Source organism: Bradyrhizobium sp. P3_C3, assembly GCF_056402655.1.
Genome location: NZ_JBFUGY010000013.1, coordinates 320,647 through 337,387, shown reverse-complemented (window position 1 = coordinate 337,387; position 16,741 = coordinate 320,647). Strand labels below are relative to the sequence as shown.

The 16,741-nt window shown below is 65.2% G+C and carries 16 protein-coding genes; 10 read left to right on the top strand and 6 right to left on the bottom strand.

Annotated elements, in window-relative coordinates; genetic code table 11:
* Positions 1–94: 94 nt before the first annotated feature.
* On the bottom strand, positions 95–1,204 hold the full coding sequence (locus AC1DW2_RS17805) for an amino acid ABC transporter permease (protein WP_477006767.1): 1,110 nt from the start codon (positions 1,202–1,204) through the stop codon (positions 95–97).
* A 2-nt stretch (positions 1,205–1,206) separates the two neighbouring features.
* Positions 1,207–2,394, bottom strand: coding sequence for an amino acid ABC transporter permease (locus tag AC1DW2_RS17800; protein WP_477006766.1), 1,188 nt, complete (start codon positions 2,392–2,394; stop codon positions 1,207–1,209).
* Positions 2,395–2,481: 87 nt separating this feature from the next.
* Here AC1DW2_RS17800 and AC1DW2_RS17795 point away from each other — a divergent pair, with 87 nt between their 5' ends.
* From AC1DW2_RS17795 to AC1DW2_RS17780, 4 genes are all read left to right on the top strand, one after another.
* A complete protein-coding gene (locus AC1DW2_RS17795) occupies positions 2,482–3,354 on the top strand; it encodes a MurR/RpiR family transcriptional regulator (protein WP_477006765.1) in 873 nt (290 codons plus the stop codon).
* A gap of 3 nt (positions 3,355–3,357) precedes the next feature.
* Positions 3,358–4,707 (top strand): aspartate aminotransferase family protein, encoded by a 1,350-nt coding sequence (locus tag AC1DW2_RS17790; protein ID WP_477006764.1) that lies wholly within the window; start codon positions 3,358–3,360, stop codon positions 4,705–4,707.
* 12 nt (positions 4,708–4,719) lie between these two features.
* Positions 4,720–5,733 (top strand): amino acid ABC transporter substrate-binding protein, encoded by a 1,014-nt coding sequence (locus AC1DW2_RS17785; protein WP_477006763.1) that lies wholly within the window; start codon positions 4,720–4,722, stop codon positions 5,731–5,733.
* 158 nt (positions 5,734–5,891) lie between these two features.
* Positions 5,892–6,530, top strand: coding sequence for an aspartate/glutamate racemase family protein (locus tag AC1DW2_RS17780; protein ID WP_166099135.1), 639 nt, complete (start codon positions 5,892–5,894; stop codon positions 6,528–6,530).
* On the opposite strand, the gene AC1DW2_RS17775 is transcribed toward AC1DW2_RS17780, so the two are convergent.
* Positions 6,527–7,174, bottom strand: a complete 648-nt coding sequence (locus AC1DW2_RS17775) for a TetR/AcrR family transcriptional regulator (RefSeq protein ID WP_071915774.1) — start codon at positions 7,172–7,174, stop codon at positions 6,527–6,529. The two genes, AC1DW2_RS17780 and AC1DW2_RS17775, sit on opposite strands and share 4 nt — an antisense overlap.
* Positions 7,175–7,329: 155 nt before the next feature.
* On the opposite strand from AC1DW2_RS17775, the gene AC1DW2_RS17770 reads away from it, so the two are divergent.
* The 5 genes from AC1DW2_RS17770 to AC1DW2_RS17750 are packed head-to-tail and all read left to right on the top strand — an operon-like array spanning position 7,330 to position 12,095.
* Positions 7,330–7,539: a ferredoxin gene (locus AC1DW2_RS17770; protein WP_007607931.1), complete on the top strand. Its 210-nt coding sequence runs from the start codon at positions 7,330–7,332 to the stop codon at positions 7,537–7,539.
* 59 nt (positions 7,540–7,598) lie between these two features.
* Positions 7,599–8,819: a cytochrome P450 gene (locus AC1DW2_RS17765; protein WP_085403953.1), complete on the top strand. Its 1,221-nt coding sequence runs from the start codon at positions 7,599–7,601 to the stop codon at positions 8,817–8,819.
* A 32-nt stretch (positions 8,820–8,851) separates the two neighbouring features.
* Positions 8,852–10,180 (top strand): MFS transporter, encoded by a 1,329-nt coding sequence (locus tag AC1DW2_RS17760; RefSeq protein ID WP_477006762.1) that lies wholly within the window; start codon positions 8,852–8,854, stop codon positions 10,178–10,180.
* A 3-nt stretch (positions 10,181–10,183) separates the two neighbouring features.
* Positions 10,184–10,846: a sulfite oxidase-like oxidoreductase gene (locus tag AC1DW2_RS17755; protein ID WP_247308076.1), complete on the top strand. Its 663-nt coding sequence runs from the start codon at positions 10,184–10,186 to the stop codon at positions 10,844–10,846.
* Between the two features lie 25 nt (positions 10,847–10,871).
* Complete coding sequence (locus tag AC1DW2_RS17750) at positions 10,872–12,095, top strand: bifunctional alpha/beta hydrolase/OsmC family protein (protein WP_477006761.1); 1,224 nt, start codon at positions 10,872–10,874, stop codon at positions 12,093–12,095.
* A gap of 61 nt (positions 12,096–12,156) precedes the next feature.
* Here the strand turns inward: AC1DW2_RS17750 and pdxR are convergent, their stop codons facing one another.
* On the bottom strand, positions 12,157–13,602 hold the full coding sequence (gene pdxR / locus AC1DW2_RS17745; RefSeq protein WP_477006760.1) for a MocR-like pyridoxine biosynthesis transcription factor PdxR: 1,446 nt from the start codon (positions 13,600–13,602) through the stop codon (positions 12,157–12,159).
* An 82-nt stretch (positions 13,603–13,684) separates the two neighbouring features.
* Between pdxR and AC1DW2_RS17740 the strand changes: the two genes are divergently transcribed.
* The gene (locus AC1DW2_RS17740) at positions 13,685–14,599 is read left to right on the top strand and encodes a DMT family transporter (protein ID WP_071917623.1); all 915 of its coding nucleotides are present in this window, start codon (positions 13,685–13,687) and stop codon (positions 14,597–14,599) included.
* Here AC1DW2_RS17740 and AC1DW2_RS17735 read toward each other — a convergent pair.
* Both AC1DW2_RS17735 and AC1DW2_RS17730 read right to left on the bottom strand, forming a co-directional pair.
* Entirely contained in the window at positions 14,578–15,636 is a 1,059-nt protein-coding gene (locus AC1DW2_RS17735) for a YeeE/YedE family protein (protein WP_477006759.1), read from the bottom strand. The genes AC1DW2_RS17740 and AC1DW2_RS17735 overlap by 22 nt on opposite strands.
* A 2-nt stretch (positions 15,637–15,638) precedes the next feature.
* The gene (locus tag AC1DW2_RS17730; protein ID WP_208085640.1) at positions 15,639–16,643 is read right to left on the bottom strand and encodes a quinone oxidoreductase family protein; all 1,005 of its coding nucleotides are present in this window, start codon (positions 16,641–16,643) and stop codon (positions 15,639–15,641) included.
* Positions 16,644–16,741: the final 98 nt, after the last annotated feature.

The following is a 16,741-nucleotide window of genomic DNA, read 5'->3' as shown; positions in this document are numbered from 1 at the left end:
TCCCGGCACGCGATATAGGCGCGGCATAAGCATTTCGCGCTCCAGTATAGGCTTCCAGCGCTTCTGGCCCGCTCCCGCGGCGGGGAAAGCCCGCTCACCTCGAGGCGGTATTCGCCTCCAGGCCGCGACTGTACCGCGACATCGCAAAGCAAAAGACAAAGTAGATCGCGGCAACGAAGATGTAGACCTCGACCGAGAACTGCTGCCAGGCCGGATCGATGATCGCGGTCTTGGCCGTCGTCAGCAGGTCGAAGATGCCGATGATCAGGACCAGGCTGGTGTCCTTGAAGAACGCGATGAAGGTGTTGACCAGCGGCGGGATGACATGGCGGATCGCCTGCGGCAGGACGATCAGGCGATGCTTGCGCCAGTAGGACAGCCCCAGCGCATCGGCGGCCTCATATTGCCCGCGCGGCACGGCCTGGAGGCCGCCACGGATGACTTCGGCAAGGTAGGCGCCCGCGAACAGGATGATGGCGATCTGCGCACGCAACAGCTTGTCGATGTTGAAGCCGCTCGGCATGAACAGCGGAAACATCACGCTCGCCATGAAGAGCAGGCTCACCAGCGGCACGCCGCGGATCAGCTCGACATAGAGCACCGAGAGCGAGCGGATCGCCGGCAGCTTTGAGCGCCGGCCGAGTGCGACCAGGATGCCGAGCGGAAATCCAAAGGCCAATCCAAACGTCGCCAGGATCAGCGTCACCGGCAATCCGCCCCAACGGTCCTGCGAGACGAACGAGAGGCCGAACACCCCGCCCCACATCAGCACGCTGATCAGTGCCAGCGCGCCGATCCAGATATAGGCCAGTTCGCGTCGCCACAGGGCGCGGCGGGTGGAGAGATAGAACAGCGCGATGAACAGCACGACCGACAGCGCCGGCCGCCACTGCTCGTCGAACGGATAGGTGCCGAACAGGATGAAGCGATATTTTTCGGGGATGATCGCCCAGCAGGCACCGAGGCCGCGCGCGACGCGGCAGGCACTGGAGTCGTTTGCCGGCGTGAGCCAGACCGCGTTCGCGATGCCCCACTGCACGAAGCTGAAGATACCCTTGGCGAGGATCGCCAGCAGCACCACCGAAAGAATGGCGTTGGGAATCGACGAGAACAAGTTGGTGCGCAGCCAGCGCAGCACCGGGTTGCCTATCTGCGGTCGGCGGGCAGCGCGCGGGGCGTCCGGAATGTCGGTGATCGCCGTCATGATCAGCGCTCCACCAGCGCGATGCGCGAATTGTACCAGTTCATGAAGAAGCTGATGCCGAGGCTGATGGTCAGGAACACCGCCATGATCAGCGCGATCGCCTCGATCGCCTGCCCGGTCTGGTTCAACGTGGTGTTGGCGACTGAGACCACGTCCTGGTAGCCGATCGCGACCGCGAGCGAGGAGTTCTTTGTCAGGTTGAGATACTGGCTCGTCATCGGCGGTACGATGACGCGCAACGCCTGCGGCAGGATGATCTGCCGCAGCATGAAGCTGCGGCGCAAGCCGAGCGCATTGGCGGCATCCCATTGTCCGCGCGGCACGGACTGGATGCCGCTGCGCACGATCTCGGCAATGAAGGCCGAGGTGTAGGTCACGAGCGCGATCAGCAGCGCGAAATACTCCGGCGCGAGCGTCAGCCCGCCGACGAAGTTGAAGCCGCGCAGCTCCGGCCATTCGATCTTCCAGGACACACCAAGCGCCACGGACATTGCCGCCGGCAGCGCGACGATGAGGCCAACCGCAAAGGGCCACGCCGGCCGCGGCTTGCCGTCGCGCATCTGCTGCGCGATCAGCCATCGCCTGATGAGATAGAACACGGCAAGCCCGAGCACGGCTGTACCGAGCGCCCAGAGCTGCGGCGAGCCGACCGGAATCGCCGGCAGGATCAGGCCGCGATTGGACAGAAATACGCCCTCGACCGGCCGCCAGGCCGCGCGCGCGGCCGGCAGCGCCTGCATCAACACGTACCAGAACAGGAGCTGAAGCAGCAGCGGGATGTCGCGGAGCGTTTCGACATAGACGGCGGCGAGCCGCGACAACAGCCAGTTGGCGGAGAGACGCGAAATGCCGATCAGCGTGCCCAGGATCGTCGCGAGCACGATGCCGATCACGGCGACGCGCAAGGTGTTGGCGATGCCGACGACGAAGGCCCACAGGTACGTGTCTCTCGGATTATAAGAGAGCAGGCTGTCGGCGATCGGCATGCCGGCTTCGCGGCCGAGGAAAGCGAAGCCGGTGGTGATGCGGCGGGCCGAGAGATTGGTGACGGTGTTGGACCAGAGGAAGGCGACAACCCCAAGCACGATTCCGACGACGAGCACCTGCCAGAACAGGCCTTGCAGCTCTCGGCGGCCAAATCCGCCGAAGAAGCGACGGCGGGGCGGCGGTCTTGGACTGTCTGAAGTCACAGCACAAAAATCCTTCTGGCGAGCAACGATTTCCGGCGGCGCACGTCAACTGTTGCACCAATCTGAAAAGCGTGCAACAAATGTTTCATGGCCGAGCCCGCGAAATCCTCGCCCTTGAACGAACTGCGCATTGCGTTGCCATCGCTCCCCCTGCGCCTGCAGGAGGTCGGCCGCTTCGTTGCCGCCAATGACTACGACGCCACCACCCGTTCGATGCGCGATCTCGCCGCCGAGGCCGGCGCCGACCCGGCCGCATTCACGCGGCTTGCCAAGGCCATCGGCTATTCCGGCTGGGACCAATTGCGCGCGGCACTCACCGAAGCGCGGCGGCCGTCGCAGATCTCACCTTTCTCCGGACGCGCCAAGAGCCGCCGTCACGGCCCGAACGCCGATGTCGCGCTCGTCACCGACAAGCTCGAGGCCGAGGGCGCCGGCCTTCTGCGCATTCCGGCCCAGCCGATTGCGGATGCAGCCCGCGCGCTGCACGACGCCAAGCGTATCTGGATTGCCGGTTACCGAAGCTGCCGGAGCGTCGCGGAGCTCTTGAACTACGAGCTCCGGCTGTTCCGTCCCGAACAGGTGCAACTCGTCGGTGCATCCGGCCCCGACGATCTCGATCTCGGCGCCTTTCGTCCCGGCGAAGCCGTCATCGTCATCGGCTTCCTGCCCTACACGCATGCGAGCGTCCGTGTTGCGCAGGCCGCCCATCGTGCCGGCGCAGCGCTGATCGCGATCGCGGACAGCCTCTCAGCGCCGATGGCAGAAGGCGCCGACCACGTGCTGCTGTTCGAGGCGGCCTCGTCCCCCGGCTTCTTCCCGAGTCTCACGGGCGCCATCGCGATTGCGCAATCGCTCGCGGCGGTAACATTCTCGCTCGGCGGCACGGCCGCGAAGAAGCGCCTGGAAACCACCGAGGCGCGGCTCGCCGCGGCCTCCACATACGTTTCAGAGAAAGGTTGACCCATGGCCGCTCGCACCAGCCGCGTGCTGCACCGTTCGTTGCGCGAAACGCCGCCCAAGGCGATCGGCGGCGAAGGCGTCTATCTTTTCGCCGAGGACGGGCGGCGCGTGATCGACGCCTCCGGCGGCGCAGCCGTCTCCTGCCTCGGCCATCAGCATCCGCGCGTGATCGCGGCGATGGCAAAACAAGCCTCGACGCTGGCCTATGCGCACACCGCCTTCTTCTCCTCCGAGCCGGCCGAGGCGCTGGCCGAGACGCTTGTCGGGCACGAACCCGGCGGTCTCGCCTACGCCTATTTCGTCAGTGGCGGATCGGAGGCGATCGAAGCCAGCATCAAGCTGGCGCGGCAATATTTCATCGAGCGCGGCGAGCCGCAGCGGCAGCACTTCATTGCGCGGCGGCAGAGCTATCACGGCAACACGCTCGGCGCGCTCGCCGCCGGTGGCAATGCCTGGCGGCGCGCGCCCTATGCGCCCCTGCTGTCCGGTGCCTTCAGCCACGTGACGCCGGCCTTTGCCTATCACGAGAAGCACGAGGGCGAATCCGATGCGCAGTTCGTGGCGCGACTGGCCGCGGAGCTCGAAGCCGAGTTTCAGCGGCTTGGACCGGACACCGTCGCGGCGTTCCTCGCAGAGCCTGTTGTCGGCGCCACCGCCGGTGCGGTGACGGCACCGGACGGCTACTTCAAGGCGGTGCGTGGGATCTGTGACCGGCATGGCGCCCTCCTCATCCTCGACGAAGTCATGAGCGGCATGGGCCGCACCGGCACGACGCACGCCTGGGAGCAGGAGGGCGTTGCTCCTGATATCCAGGCGATCGCAAAGGGCCTCGGCGGCGGCTACCAGCCGATCGGCGCGATGCTCGCGAGCGGCAAGATCATCGACACCATCCGCGCGGGCTCCGGCGCGTTCCAGCATGGCCACACCTATCTGGCGCATCCCCTCGCCTGCGCGGCCGCGCTCGCGGTGCAGGATGTGATCCGCGAGGACCGCCTGCTCGACCGCGTCAAGGAGCGCGGCAAACAGCTCGAGCAGCGGCTGACCGAGCGCTTCGGCAATCACCGCCATGTCGGCGATATCAGGGGCCGCGGCCTGTTCTGGGCGATCGAGCTCGTCGCCGACCGCGCCGGCCGCACCTCGTTCGATCCCGCGCTCAAGCTGAACCAGAAGATCAAGGCGGAAGCCTTGGCCAATGGGCTCGGCTGCTATCCCGGCGGCGGTACCGTGGACGGCGTCCGTGGCGACCATGTGCTGCTGGCGCCGCCCTATATCGCTTCGGCTGACGAGATCAATCTGATCGTCGACAAGCTCGGCACCGCCGTCGACAACGTGTTGCGTAGTGTCAATCACTGAGGGGAGAGTCATATGATGAGGAAAGTGGTTATCGTAGCCGGCATGCTCGCGGCATCGACGGTTGCCGCGTCGGCGGCGACGCTCGACACGGTGAAGAGCCGCGGCACGCTGATCTGCGGCGTCAGCGCCGGCTTTGCCGGTTTCTCCGCGCCGGACTCGCAGGGCAATTACAAGGGTCTCGACGTCGATTATTGCCGCGCGCTCGCGGCCGGCGTGCTCGGCGACGCCAGCAAGGTGCGCTACGTCTCGCTGACCGCGCAGAATCGCTTCACCGCGCTGCAATCGGGCGAGATCGACGTACTCTACCGCAACTCGACGCAGACCTATCTGCGCGGCGTGACGCTGGGCCTCCGCCAGGGGCCGGTCAACTTCTATGACGGCCAGGGTTTTGTCGTGAAGAAGGACCTCGGCGTGAAGGAGATCAAGGACCTCAAGGGCGCTACCGTCTGCGTCGCGCAAGGAACCACACACGAAGTCACGCTCGGCGATTACGGCCGCGCCAACGGCATCGACTGGAAGCCGCTGGTGTTCGATCGCGTCGACACCATGTACCAGACCTTCTTCGGCGGCCGTTGCGATGCCATGACCCAGGATGCCTCCGCGCTCGCCGGCGCGGTAACGACCGCGGCGCCAAATCCGGCCGACTACGTCGTGCTGCCGCAGACCATCAGCAAGGAGCCGCTCGGGCCCTTCACCCGCAATGGCGACGAGGTCTGGAGCGACATCATCACCTGGTTGCATTACGGCCTGATCGAGGCCGAGGAACTCGGTGTCACGCAAGGCAATGTCGACGAGATGGCGAAGTCACAGACGCCGGCGGTCCAGCGCCTGCTGGGTGCCTCCGGCGACCTCGGCTCGCGGCTCGGTCTCGACAACAAATGGCTGGTGACGGTGATCAAGGCCACCGGCAATTACGGCGAGATCTACGAGCGCAATGTCGGCAAGGCGAGCCCGCTCAAGCTCGACCGCGGCCTCAACGGCCTCTGGACCAAGGGCGGCTTGATGTACGCGGTGCCGTTCAAGTAAACGGTGCTTCACCTCTCCCCGCCTGCGGGGAGAGGCCGACCGCGCAGCGGTCGGGTGAGGGGAAGCCTCCGCGAATTCATCCCTCACTTTCAACGTGGATAGAGCCCCTCACCCCGACCCTCTCCCCGTAAGAACGGGGAGAAGGAGAAGAGACACCGATGCGCATCGCCCTCATCCACGCCCTCAAGCATTCCATCGCGCCGATCGAGGCTGCGTTCGCGAAGGCGTGGCCAGAGGCGCGGCTGATGAACCTGCTCGACGACAGCCTGTCGGCGGATCTGGCCCGCGACGGCGTGCTCAACGATGCCATGACCGAGCGCTTCCTCGCGCTCGGCGACTATGCGGCAGCTACGGGAGCGAACGGAATCCTGTTCACCTGCTCGGCGTTCGGCCCCTGCATCGAGGCCGTCGCGCGCGCACATGCGCCAATGCCCGTGCTGAAGCCGAACGAGGCGATGATCGAGCAGGCCGTGACCATGGGCAAGCGAATTGGCCTGCTCTCGACCTTCCCGCCGACACTGGCCTCGATGCCACCGGAGTTTCCGGCCTCGGCCCAGGTCGTGCCGAAACTCGCCGAGGGCGCGCTGGCGGCGCTCGATCGCGGCGATCGCGCCACGCACGACAGGCTGATTGTCGAGGCTTCAAAGGACTTGCGCGATTGCGACGTCATTGCGCTCGCGCAATTCAGCATCGCGGCAACCGCGCCGCTGGTCGCCGAAGCCACCGGCCGCCCGGTCGTGACGACCCCGGACAGCGCGGTCGACAAGTTGATGAGGCTGCTGAAAGCGAAGGCCTAGGCGCCGGCCTTTTTCCGACGACGCGCATCCTTGATCGCAGCAGCAAGCGCGGCCTTCGTTTCGTTCACAAAGTCCTCGACCAGTTCCTCGCGCGTGGCATGCGCGGCCTCGCCGGTGAACAGGCCCTGCTCGGCCAGCATCACGACGCCATGCAACGCCGCCCAGATCTTGAGGGCTTGCCGTTCGCGCAAGAAGCCGACCGCCGGTGCCTCGAGGGCTTCGACCACCAGCGCGAAAGTCTCGCGCGTGGCGTCGTGCAGCTCGCTGCCCTTCGCCGCGCATGACACGGTGCGGGAAGCGAACATCAGGCGATAGATGCCGTTGCGGCGCAGACCGAAATCGAGCGTCGCCTGCGCCAGCCGCGACAGTTTCGATTGCTTCGACGGCTTCGCCATCGCCTCGCGCAGAAGTGCACTGAGCTGCCGGAACGCCTCCGCCGTCACCGCCGTTAGCAGCGCATCACGGTCGGCAAAATGCCGATACGGCGCCGGCTGCGAGACGCCGAGCTGTTTGGCAAGCGCCTTGATGCTGATCGCCTCGGCGCCGCCCTGCTCCGCCTCGCGCAGCGCGGCCTTGATCAGGGCGTCACGGAGATCGCCATGGTGGTAGGTATTCTCCGGCTTACGGACGAGTTGTGAACGCATGTTACGGCGAAGCCTATAAGTTTGCGCTTGACAGGGGAAGCCTGTCGCGAATGTAATAGCATATAACTTAGAATAGGCGGCAAATGCCGCCGACAACATTGACATGAGGAACGCGCCAGCCTTCGGGCTCCGCGCACACGACCGAGGAAGCCGCCATGACAGAGCGACTGAGGGTTCACGTCGATCCCGACAAATGCCAGGGCCACGCACGCTGCAAGGCGCTCGCACCGGAGCTGTTCGAGCTGGACGAATACGGCAACGCCCATGAGGCCGGGGACGGCACCGTGCCGCCCGGACTCGAAGACAAGGCCTGGCTTGCCAAATCCAACTGCCCGGAAATTGCGATCGATGTGATCGAGGAGTAGCGCGGCCCCTGCCCGCTTGCGTGCTTTTAGCGAACACGAGCCCCGAGGGATTTCCTGCCATGTCCGACGTCAGCCAGCCTGTCGCCCACCCGCCCGTCACCGACTGGGTCAACGATTTCGACCACACCGATCCGCAATGGACGGAGGATCCGTTCTCGATCTGGGAGGAGCTTCGCTCCGCGAGCCCGGTGGTGCATACAAAGCGCTTCCTCGGCTGCTACATGCCGACGACTTATGAGGCGGTGCGCGAGATCGCCAACGACACCGAGCATTTCTCCTCGCGCCGCATCATCGTCCGTGACGTTCGGCCCGAAGTCGCCAGGAACGCCGCTCCGCCGATCACCTCCGACCCGCCCGTGCACAAGCCAGCCAAGCAATTGCTGTTGCCGCCTTTCACGCCGGACGCGATGAAGAAGCTGGAACCGCGGATGCGCGCGATCTGCAACGAGCTGATCGACGGGTTCATCGCCGATGGCAAGGTCGATGCCGCAGCGCGCTACAGCAAATATATCCCGGTTCAGGCCATCGCCCATATGCTCGGCATTCCCGAGAGCGACAGCGATCTGTTCATCGACTGGATCCACATGATCCTCGAGCTCGGCATCAAGGACGAGAACAAGCTGCTCCAGGCCGTGCAGGAGATGAGCGCCTATTTCAGGACGCATATCGAGGAGCGCAGATCGAAGCCGACCGACGACCTGATTTCCTATTTGATGAACGCCAAGGACAAGGAAGGCCAGCCGCTGGAAGAGTCCCATGTGCTGGGTTCGCTGCGGCTGCTCCTGATCGCCGGCATCGACACCACCTGGAGTGCGATCGGCTCCTCGCTCTGGCATCTCGCCCGGACGCCGGCCGACCGCGAACGGCTGATCGCCGAGCCCGGGCTGATCCCGATCGCCGTGGAGGAGCTGCTGCGGGCCTATTCGCCGGTGACCATGGCCCGCGAGGTGGTCAAGGAGACCACGATCTCGGGCTGCCCGGTCAAGGCGGGCAACATGGTGCTGCTGTCGTTCCCGGCCGCCAACCGCGACCCCAAGATGTTTCCGGACGCTGACAAAGTCGTGATCGACCGCCGGGAGAACCGCCATGCCGCCTTCGGCCTCGGCATCCACCGCTGCGTCGGTTCCAACCTTGCACGCATGGAGATGCAGGTTGCGCTGGAGGAATGGCTGAAGCGGATCCCGGACTTCTCCCTCGATCCGGCAGGCACGGTGACCTGGTCACAGGGCACGGTGAGAGGCCCCCGCCAGTTGCCATTTCTGTTCGGAAAGGCGATGTAGGCCTTTCCAAGACCAACGGAGAGAGGCCGGACGTGACAGAGCAAGCAACCCTACCGGCCTCTGATCACATCGATATCGACATCGCCGACGCCAAACGGCGGATCAAGGCGATCTTCATCGGCTCGATCGGCAATCTCGTCGAGTGGTACGATTTTTACGCCTATACGGCGTTCGCGCTCTATTTCGCTCCGGCCTTCTTCCCTGGCAACGACCCCGTCGTCCAGCAATTGAACGTCGCCGTGGTGTTCGCGGCGACCTTCCTGATGCGCCCCTTGGGCGGCTGGCTGTTCGGCTACATCGCGGATCATTTCGGCCGGCGTATCTCGCTGACGTTATCCGTCGTCTTCATGTGCTTCGGCTCGCTGATCATCGCGCTGACGCCGACCTATGCGACCATCGGTTTCGCCGCGCCGGTGATCCTGGCGCTCGCCCGCGTCATCGAAGGCCTGAGCCTCGGCGGCGAATATGGTGCCAGCGCGACCTATCTCAGCGAGGTTGCCGATCCCAAGCATCGCGGCTTCTATTCGAGCTTTCAATACGTCACGTTGATCGGCGGCCAGCTCACCGCGATCATCGTGCTGCTGCTCCTGCAAAAAGTCTTCCTCACGCCGGAGGAGCTCAAGGCCTGGGGCTGGCGCATCCCGTTTGCGATCGGCGCGGCGCTGGCGATCTTTGCCGCGGTGATGCGGCGCAATCTGCACGAGACCGATGCCTTCGAGGAAGCCAAGAAGGTGGTGAAGCCGACCGGCTCGATCACCAATTTGCTGCGCTACCCCCGCGAGCTGCTGCTGGTCGTCGGCCTCACGGCCGGCGGTACCGCGGCGTTCTACACCTTCACCACCTACATGCAGACCTTCGTCAAGCTCTCGGTCGGCCTGACCGAGGACCAGACCACTTTCGTGATCTTCGGCACGCTGATCTTTGCAACGATCCTGCAACCTATCTACGGCGCGATCTCCGACAAGATCGGGCGCAAGCCGTTGCTGATCTTCTTCGGCGTCGCGGGTACGCTCGCGACCGTGCCGCTGCTGATGACGCTGAAGGAGACCAAGTCGCCTTTCATGGCCTTCATTCTGATCTGCTGCGCCTGGCTGTTCGTCGCCGGTTACACCTCGATCAACGCGGTGGTGAAGGCCGAGCTGTTCCCGACCAATGTCCGCGCCCTCGGGGTCGGCCTGCCCTACGCCATCACGGTCTCGATCTTCGGCGGCACGGCACCGGCGATCGCGCTCTATTTCAAGAGCATCGGGCATGAGGAGTGGTTCTATTACTATCTCGCCGGCGTCATCTGCCTGTCGCTGATCATCTATTCCACCATGCGTGACACCAAGCACGCCTCTGCGATGCATCGCCACGAGTAGCTCATGGCCGACGACAACGAGCCGCCCGACAGCAAGCTGACGCGCACCAAGGAGAAATGGGCGCGCGAAGGCCGCTTCCTCACCGGCCGCGTTACGCGACCGGAGGATCAGCGGCTACCGCCGGGCCAGCATCTCACCAAGGACTGGCCGGTGCTCGATCTCGGAGTCGTGCCGCCGGTTTCGCGCGAGCGCTGGCGGCTCGACGTTTACGGTGCGATCGAGACCCCCGTGTTCTGGACCTTTGCCGAGTTCGCGGCGCAGAAGCAGGCGCAGATCACCTCCGACATTCACTGTGTGACCACCTGGTCGCGCTACGACAATGAGTGGGAAGGCCTCGCCACGCGCGAGCTGCTTGCGGCTTGCCAGCCGCGCGAGGACGCGCGCTTCGTGGTCCTGCATTCCCATGACGGCTACACCACCAACCTCACGCTGGAAGACTTTGCCGCCGAGGACGCGCTGCTCGCCCACAGCTGGTCGGGTCAGCCGCTGACCGAAGAGCACGGCGGCCCGGTACGGCTCGTCGTGCCGCATCTGTATTTCTGGAAGAGCGCCAAATGGCTTCAGGCCATCGAATTCCTGACCGAGGACGCGCCGGGCTTCTGGGAAGTCCGCGGCTATCATAACCGCGGCGATCCCTGGGCCGAGCAGCGTTATTCAAGCGATTAAGTTCAAGCAAGGACGGGGGAAACCCATGCCGACCGAACGCTTTCAATTCACCGGCGAAGGTGGCCATCAACTAGCCGCCGCGCTGGAACTGCCCGATGGCGAGCCCGCGGCCTACGCGCTGTTCGCGCACTGCTTCACCTGCGGCAAGGACACGCTGGCAGCAAAACGCATCTCGGTCGCGCTCGCCGCCACGGGCATTGCGGTGCTGCGCTTCGACTTCACCGGGCTCGGCTCCAGCGAAGGCGATTTTGCCAATTCGACGTTCACCTCCAACGTCGCCGACCTCGTGCGCGCCGCCGATCATCTGCGCCAGCTCCGCACGGCGCCAACGATCTTGATCGGCCACAGCCTCGGCGGTGCCGCGATCCTCGCCGCGGCCGGAAGGATTCCGGAAGCCAAGGCTGTCGTGACCATCGCGGCACCGTCCGATCCCGCTCACGTCACCGGTCTGTTCAGCGAGCATCTCGACAGCATCCGCGCGCAGGGCGAAGTCGAGGTCTCGCTCGCGGGGCGCCCGTTCCGCATCAAGCGCGAATTCCTCGACGACATCGCCGAGCAAGAACTGATGAAGGACATCACCGGCCTGCACAAGGCCCTGCTGGTGATGCAGTCCCCTGTCGACGACACCGTCGGCATCGACAATGCGACCAAGATTTTCGTTGCGGCAAGACACCCCAAGAGCTTCGTCTCGCTCGACCACGCCGATCATCTCCTGACCAAGCCGGCCGACGCCCTCTACGCGGCCGACGTGATCGCGGCCTGGGCCAGCCGCTACATCGACACCGCGAAGCCCGCGAAGGCGATGGATCTCGCGGAAGAGCCGCGCAAAGTGGTGGTGCAGGAAACCCGCAAGAGCAAGTTCAACCAGGCCATCACCGTCGGCCCGCATCACTTGGTGGCTGACGAGCCGATTGCGGCCGGCGGCGAGGATGCCGGCCCCGGCCCTTATGACTTCCTGCTCGCCGGGCTGGGTGCCTGCACCTCCATGACCATGCGCCTCTATGCCGATCGCAAATCGCTGCCGCTCGATCGCGTCACGGTCACGCTGAAGCATTCGAAAATCTACGCCAAGGACTGCGCGGAGTGCGAGACGCGCGATGGCATGCTCGACCAGATCGAGCGCGACATCGCGATCGACGGCGCGCTCGATGCGGAGCAACGCAAGAAGCTGATGGAGATCGCCGACAAGTGCCCGGTGCACCGGACGCTGACCTCGGAGATCCGCATCGTGACGAAGGCCGTGGACTAGCGCGTTGTTGTTTAAGCATGATCTTTTCGGAAAACCGCTTCACACTTTTCCGGATCATGCTCTAGAAGCACGACGCCATCGTCCGCACCGCCGCGCTGATCTCATTCTCGCGCCAGGCCGCGAAGCCGAGCAGCAGGCCATGGTCGCGTGGACGGCCGAGCGCCAGGCTGGACAAGGCCCGCGTTTCAACGCCTGCCTCGACCAGCCTTTGCACCGCCGCCTGATCGGTGCGACCGCGCTTGAGGCGGGCGACCAGCTGGATGCCGCCCGAGGGCACTTCGGCAGAGAGAACTTCGCCCAGATGACGCTCCAGTCCCTCGACGAGGTGATCGCGGCGCGCGTGATAGAGCCGTCGCATCCGGCGCAGATGCGCGAGAAAATGCCCGTCTGCGATGAACTCCGCCAGCGCTTCCTGGATGTGGCTGGAGGCGATCAGCCCGATGTGCCGCTGTGCGATCTCGAGGGTGCCGACCAGCCCTGGTGGCGCGACGACATAGCCGAGCCGGATATCCGACGTCATCGCTTTCGAAAACGTGCCGACATAGAACACGCGGCCATGGGCGTCTAACCCCTGCAAGGCCGGCACCGGCCGGCTGTCATAATGGAATTCGCCATCGTAATCGTCTTCGACGATCCAGGTCTCGCCTGGCCTGCTCATGCCCAGGAATTCGGTGCGGCGCGCGAGCGACATCAGCCGCCCGGTCGGATGCTGATGCGAGGGCGTCATGAAGATGAGCTTTGGCGCGGCCAGTCCCGGCATCCGCTGCATGCCCTGCTCATCCAGCTTCATCCCCATCACGCGCGCGCCGGAGGCAAGGAAGGCCGCCGCTGCGCCGGGATAGCCGGGGTCCTCGACCCAGACGTCGTCGCCGGGCGTGATGAGCGCAGCCGCAATCAGGGTCAGCGCGGCCTGCGCGCTCGGCAGGATCAGGATCTGGTCTGCGGTGGCGCGGACGCCCCTGCTGGCGGCCAGATAATGCGCCAGCGCCTGGCGCAGGCGCGTCCGGTTGACCGGTCCAAGCTCGCGCTTGGCTGCGCGCACCGCGCTGCGGCGCAGGCACCGGGCCCACACTTCGTGCGGAAACTCCCGCGCATCTCCATGCCCCGGACGCAGGGGTTTCAGTGGCGCCTGATAGGACATCGGCCAGTCGGTCTGCTTGAGCTTCGACGCCCAGGGCGAGAGCCGCGGCTTACCCGAGCGGACGCTCGGTGCGACGGCACCTGTCCCTTCGTTACGGCCGCCGTCGACCGTGACCATGGGACGACGACCGTGCGACGCCTCGAGATATCCCTCGGCGGCGAGCTGCTCGAAGGCATAAGTGACGGTGTTGCGCGAGACGCCGAGATCGCTCGCAAGCCGGCGGCTCGACGGCAACGCGCGGCCTTTGCCGAGTCGACCGGTCGCGATCAGGTTTCGCAGCTGACTCGTCAGTTGCGCCGTCAGCCCCTCGTCGTCGGTCCGCTTCAGCTCGATCAGGGCGGAGATCACACCTTCCGAAACTGGCACCTTATTCCTTTCCGATCTGGCACTTTTTCAGGTGCCAATCCGGATGCTATGCGCCGGACTGGACTGCTTCAAGGATTTTGCGATGAACTCCCTCTCCTCCCGCGCGGCCGTCGGCCTGTTCCTGATCGTCGTGCTGGCCTGGGGCGTGAACTGGTCGGTGACGAAGCAACTCGTCCAGTTCCTTCCGCCACTATGGACTTCGGCGATCCGGAGCTGGATCGCGCTGGCCGGATTGTTCGTGATCCTCGGGCTGAGCAACAATCTGATGATCCCGGAGCGGCGCGACATTCCGGTGATCCTCAGCGTCGCGCTGCTGCACATGACGGTGTTCTCGGTTCTAGTTGCGGCCGGTGTGCGCTTCCTGCCCGCAAGCAAGGCGATCGTGCTCGGCTACACCACGCCGCTCTGGGTCGCGATCGCCGCGCCCTTGCTGGGGAAGGATACGCTGACGGCGCCCAAGCTCGCCGGCGCCTTGCTCGGGCTGATCGGCCTTGCCGTCATCCTGAACCCCACGTCGATCGATTGGACCAATACCAACGTCCTGCTCGGGGCCGGCATGGTCGTCCTGGCCGCGATGTCCTGGGCCGCGAACATCATCTATATGAGCGCGCATCGCTGGATTGCATCGCCGCTCCAGCTCCTGCTCTGGCAGGTGCTCGTGGCGACGATCGTACTGACGGGATCGGCTGTTATCACGGAAGGCCCGCCGCACGCGGAATGGTCGTGGAAGCTCGTGCTGCTTTTCCTGTATTCCGGCCTGATCGGAACGGCGCTGGCCTATTGGGCGATGTCGATGGTCAACAAGAGCATCTCGGCCCTGACGACGTCGCTCGGCACCACCGGGACGCCGCTCGTCGGTATCGCCAGTGCTGCGATCCTGCTGGGTGAGCCGATCGACATGAGCCTTGCCGTCGCGGCCGGACTGATCGTCACCGGCATCGGTCTTGCGACGCTGGGCGACCGGCTGCTGCGCGGTCAGGCCACCGCGAGCGGCTGAACCCGCAGTGCACCGCGCAGGCCGACCGTCGTGCCGAGCAGGATGCCGGCGACCGCGACGAACGAGCCCAGAGCGAGTGTCGATACGCCGGTGAGGCCCTGCCCGATCGAGCAGCCGAACGCCATCACGCCGCCGATCCCCATCAGCGCGGCGCCACCGGCAGACCGCAGCATGTGGCGCGGCGAGGAATAACCTTCGAGGTGAAAGCGGCCCGTGGCGAGTGCGGTGACGAGACTGCCGGCGAGAACGCCGGCCACGGTGGCGATGCCGAAATTGAGCGTCAGACCGGTCGAGAGCATGGCGTATTGCAGGCTATCGGCGATCGGCGCGACGAAGGTGAGCGACGTCACCGGGACCGGATTGAAATCGTCGGCGCCGAGATAGCCAGTGACGAACCAGCCGCTGGCGACCAGGAGGCCGACGACGACACCGGCTGCAATCTGGCCGGGCGAACGCCGGAACGCCGGGTGTGCGAACGCAAACAGGATCAGCGCAACGGCGATTGCAGCAGCGCTCAGCGCGCGCGAGACCCCTTCACCGGGACCGAGCGTCGCCAGCAGTGACGGCAGCGAATTGGCGTTGACGGTCGTTTGCGAGGCCTGAACCAGCGCAATGCGCGCCGGCGCGATCAGGCCCTTGAGCGTCATCTGCGCGGCGATGGCGAGCACGATCACGACGACGAAGGAGCGGAGATTGCCGCGGCCGAGCAGCACCAGCGCCCGCGAGCCGCAGCCGTTCGACAACACCATGCCGTAGCCGAACAACAGGCCGCCGAGGAACAGCACCGGCACTGAAAAGGATTGTTGCAGATAGATCGACTTGCCGAGATCGACCATGCCGCTACCGGCAAGGAATTGGCTCGCAGCAACCGCAACAGCAATCGCCATCGCAAAGGTCCGCACCAGCCGCCCGTCTCCTTCGGCCAGCCAGCCGCGCATGCTGCTCATCAGGCAGAAGCCGCTGAGCAGGCCCACGGCGCCATAGATGAGTCCGATGATGAGGCCGGCGAGGATGACGAGTTGAGTGGACGAGTCCATGGTCAAGGCTTCAGGATCACGCGATCCCGCGACGAACCGGCGACCGCGACATAGGCCTCCTTGGCGCGCTCCAGCGGATAGACGGCATTCGCGTTGATCGGGAACGGCTTCAGGTGACCGCTCGCAAAGCCGGGGCCGAGGTCGTGCAGCACCGCGCCGGTTGCGGCCGAGGACAGCCCGAGCGTGTCGATGCCGACATAGGTGTGTTGCCCGCGGTAGAATTCGAGAATGTTGAACTGCACGATGCGGTCGATCGCGGCGATCAGGATCTGGCGGCCGCGCAATCCGAGCGATTTGTGCGCGGCCTGGAAATAGGGATCGCCGACGGTGTTGAAGACGATGTCGACCCCCTTGCCGCCGGTCAGTTCGCGCACGCGCGTGGCGACATCGGTCGCCGAGGCGTCAATCACCTCGATGGCTGCGTTGGCATGGCCCTCGTAGGCTTCCGCCTTACGCACCACGCCGATGACGCGCGCGCCCTGCCAGGTCGCGATCTGGACCGCGGCCTGACCGACCTTGCCGTTGACGCCGAACACCAGCACGGTTTCGCCGGGCTTCGGAATGCCGGCGCGGCGAAAGCCTTCCATTGCGGTGACGAAGGGCACGCCGATGCCGGCTGCCTCCTCCCAGGACACCGTCTTCGGCTTCTCCACCACGGCGTCGGCTTCGACGACGAGATGGCTGGCATGGGTGCCGTCACGGCGGATGCCGAGATCGCCGGAAGAGCCGAACACCTCGCGGCCGATCGTATCGGCCGGCCCGTCAATCACCACGCCGGCATAATCGCGGCCGGGCGTGCGGGGGAAGACCGCGTAGGGCATCAGCCCGGTCGCAGCCTTCACATCGGACGGGTTGACGGCGGCGGCCCTTATCTCGATCAGGAGATCCTTCGGACCGCGCGCGAGCATATGATGCTCGATCAGCGGCGCGATCGCCGCAGCATTATCGGCCTTGGCATTGAGGCGGACGCAGCGCGCTTCGACGGTTTCGCGATCGGCTGGTGACATCGAAAGACCCACGATTTCTCGCGGGCCTTGTCGCCTTTGGGACCGGTCAAGTCAACCGCCTCCCCTCATCCTGAGGAGCCGCGCGAGCGGCGTTTCGA

What these genes read in the sequence shown, in the direction of transcription:
- AC1DW2_RS17805 (WP_477006767.1), bottom strand. Translation starts at nt 1,204, where the DNA reads ATGACGGCGATCACCGACATTCCGGACGCCCCGCGCGCTGCCCGCCGA.
- AC1DW2_RS17795 (WP_477006765.1), top strand. Translation starts at nt 2,482, where the DNA reads ATGGCCGAGCCCGCGAAATCCTCGCCCTTGAACGAACTGCGCATTGCG.
- AC1DW2_RS17790 (WP_477006764.1), top strand. Translation starts at nt 3,358, where the DNA reads ATGGCCGCTCGCACCAGCCGCGTGCTGCACCGTTCGTTGCGCGAAACG.
- AC1DW2_RS17785 (WP_477006763.1), top strand. Translation starts at nt 4,720, where the DNA reads ATGATGAGGAAAGTGGTTATCGTAGCCGGCATGCTCGCGGCATCGACG.
- AC1DW2_RS17780 (WP_166099135.1), top strand. Translation starts at nt 5,892, where the DNA reads ATGCGCATCGCCCTCATCCACGCCCTCAAGCATTCCATCGCGCCGATC.
- AC1DW2_RS17775 (WP_071915774.1), bottom strand. Translation starts at nt 7,174, where the DNA reads ATGCGTTCACAACTCGTCCGTAAGCCGGAGAATACCTACCACCATGGC.
- AC1DW2_RS17770 (WP_007607931.1), top strand. Translation starts at nt 7,330, where the DNA reads ATGACAGAGCGACTGAGGGTTCACGTCGATCCCGACAAATGCCAGGGC.
- AC1DW2_RS17765 (WP_085403953.1), top strand. Translation starts at nt 7,599, where the DNA reads ATGTCCGACGTCAGCCAGCCTGTCGCCCACCCGCCCGTCACCGACTGG.
- AC1DW2_RS17755 (WP_247308076.1), top strand. Translation starts at nt 10,184, where the DNA reads ATGGCCGACGACAACGAGCCGCCCGACAGCAAGCTGACGCGCACCAAG.
- AC1DW2_RS17750 (WP_477006761.1), top strand. Translation starts at nt 10,872, where the DNA reads ATGCCGACCGAACGCTTTCAATTCACCGGCGAAGGTGGCCATCAACTA.
- AC1DW2_RS17740 (WP_071917623.1), top strand. Translation starts at nt 13,685, where the DNA reads ATGAACTCCCTCTCCTCCCGCGCGGCCGTCGGCCTGTTCCTGATCGTC.
- AC1DW2_RS17735 (WP_477006759.1), bottom strand. Translation starts at nt 15,636, where the DNA reads ATGGACTCGTCCACTCAACTCGTCATCCTCGCCGGCCTCATCATCGGA.
- AC1DW2_RS17730 (WP_208085640.1), bottom strand. Translation starts at nt 16,643, where the DNA reads ATGTCACCAGCCGATCGCGAAACCGTCGAAGCGCGCTGCGTCCGCCTC.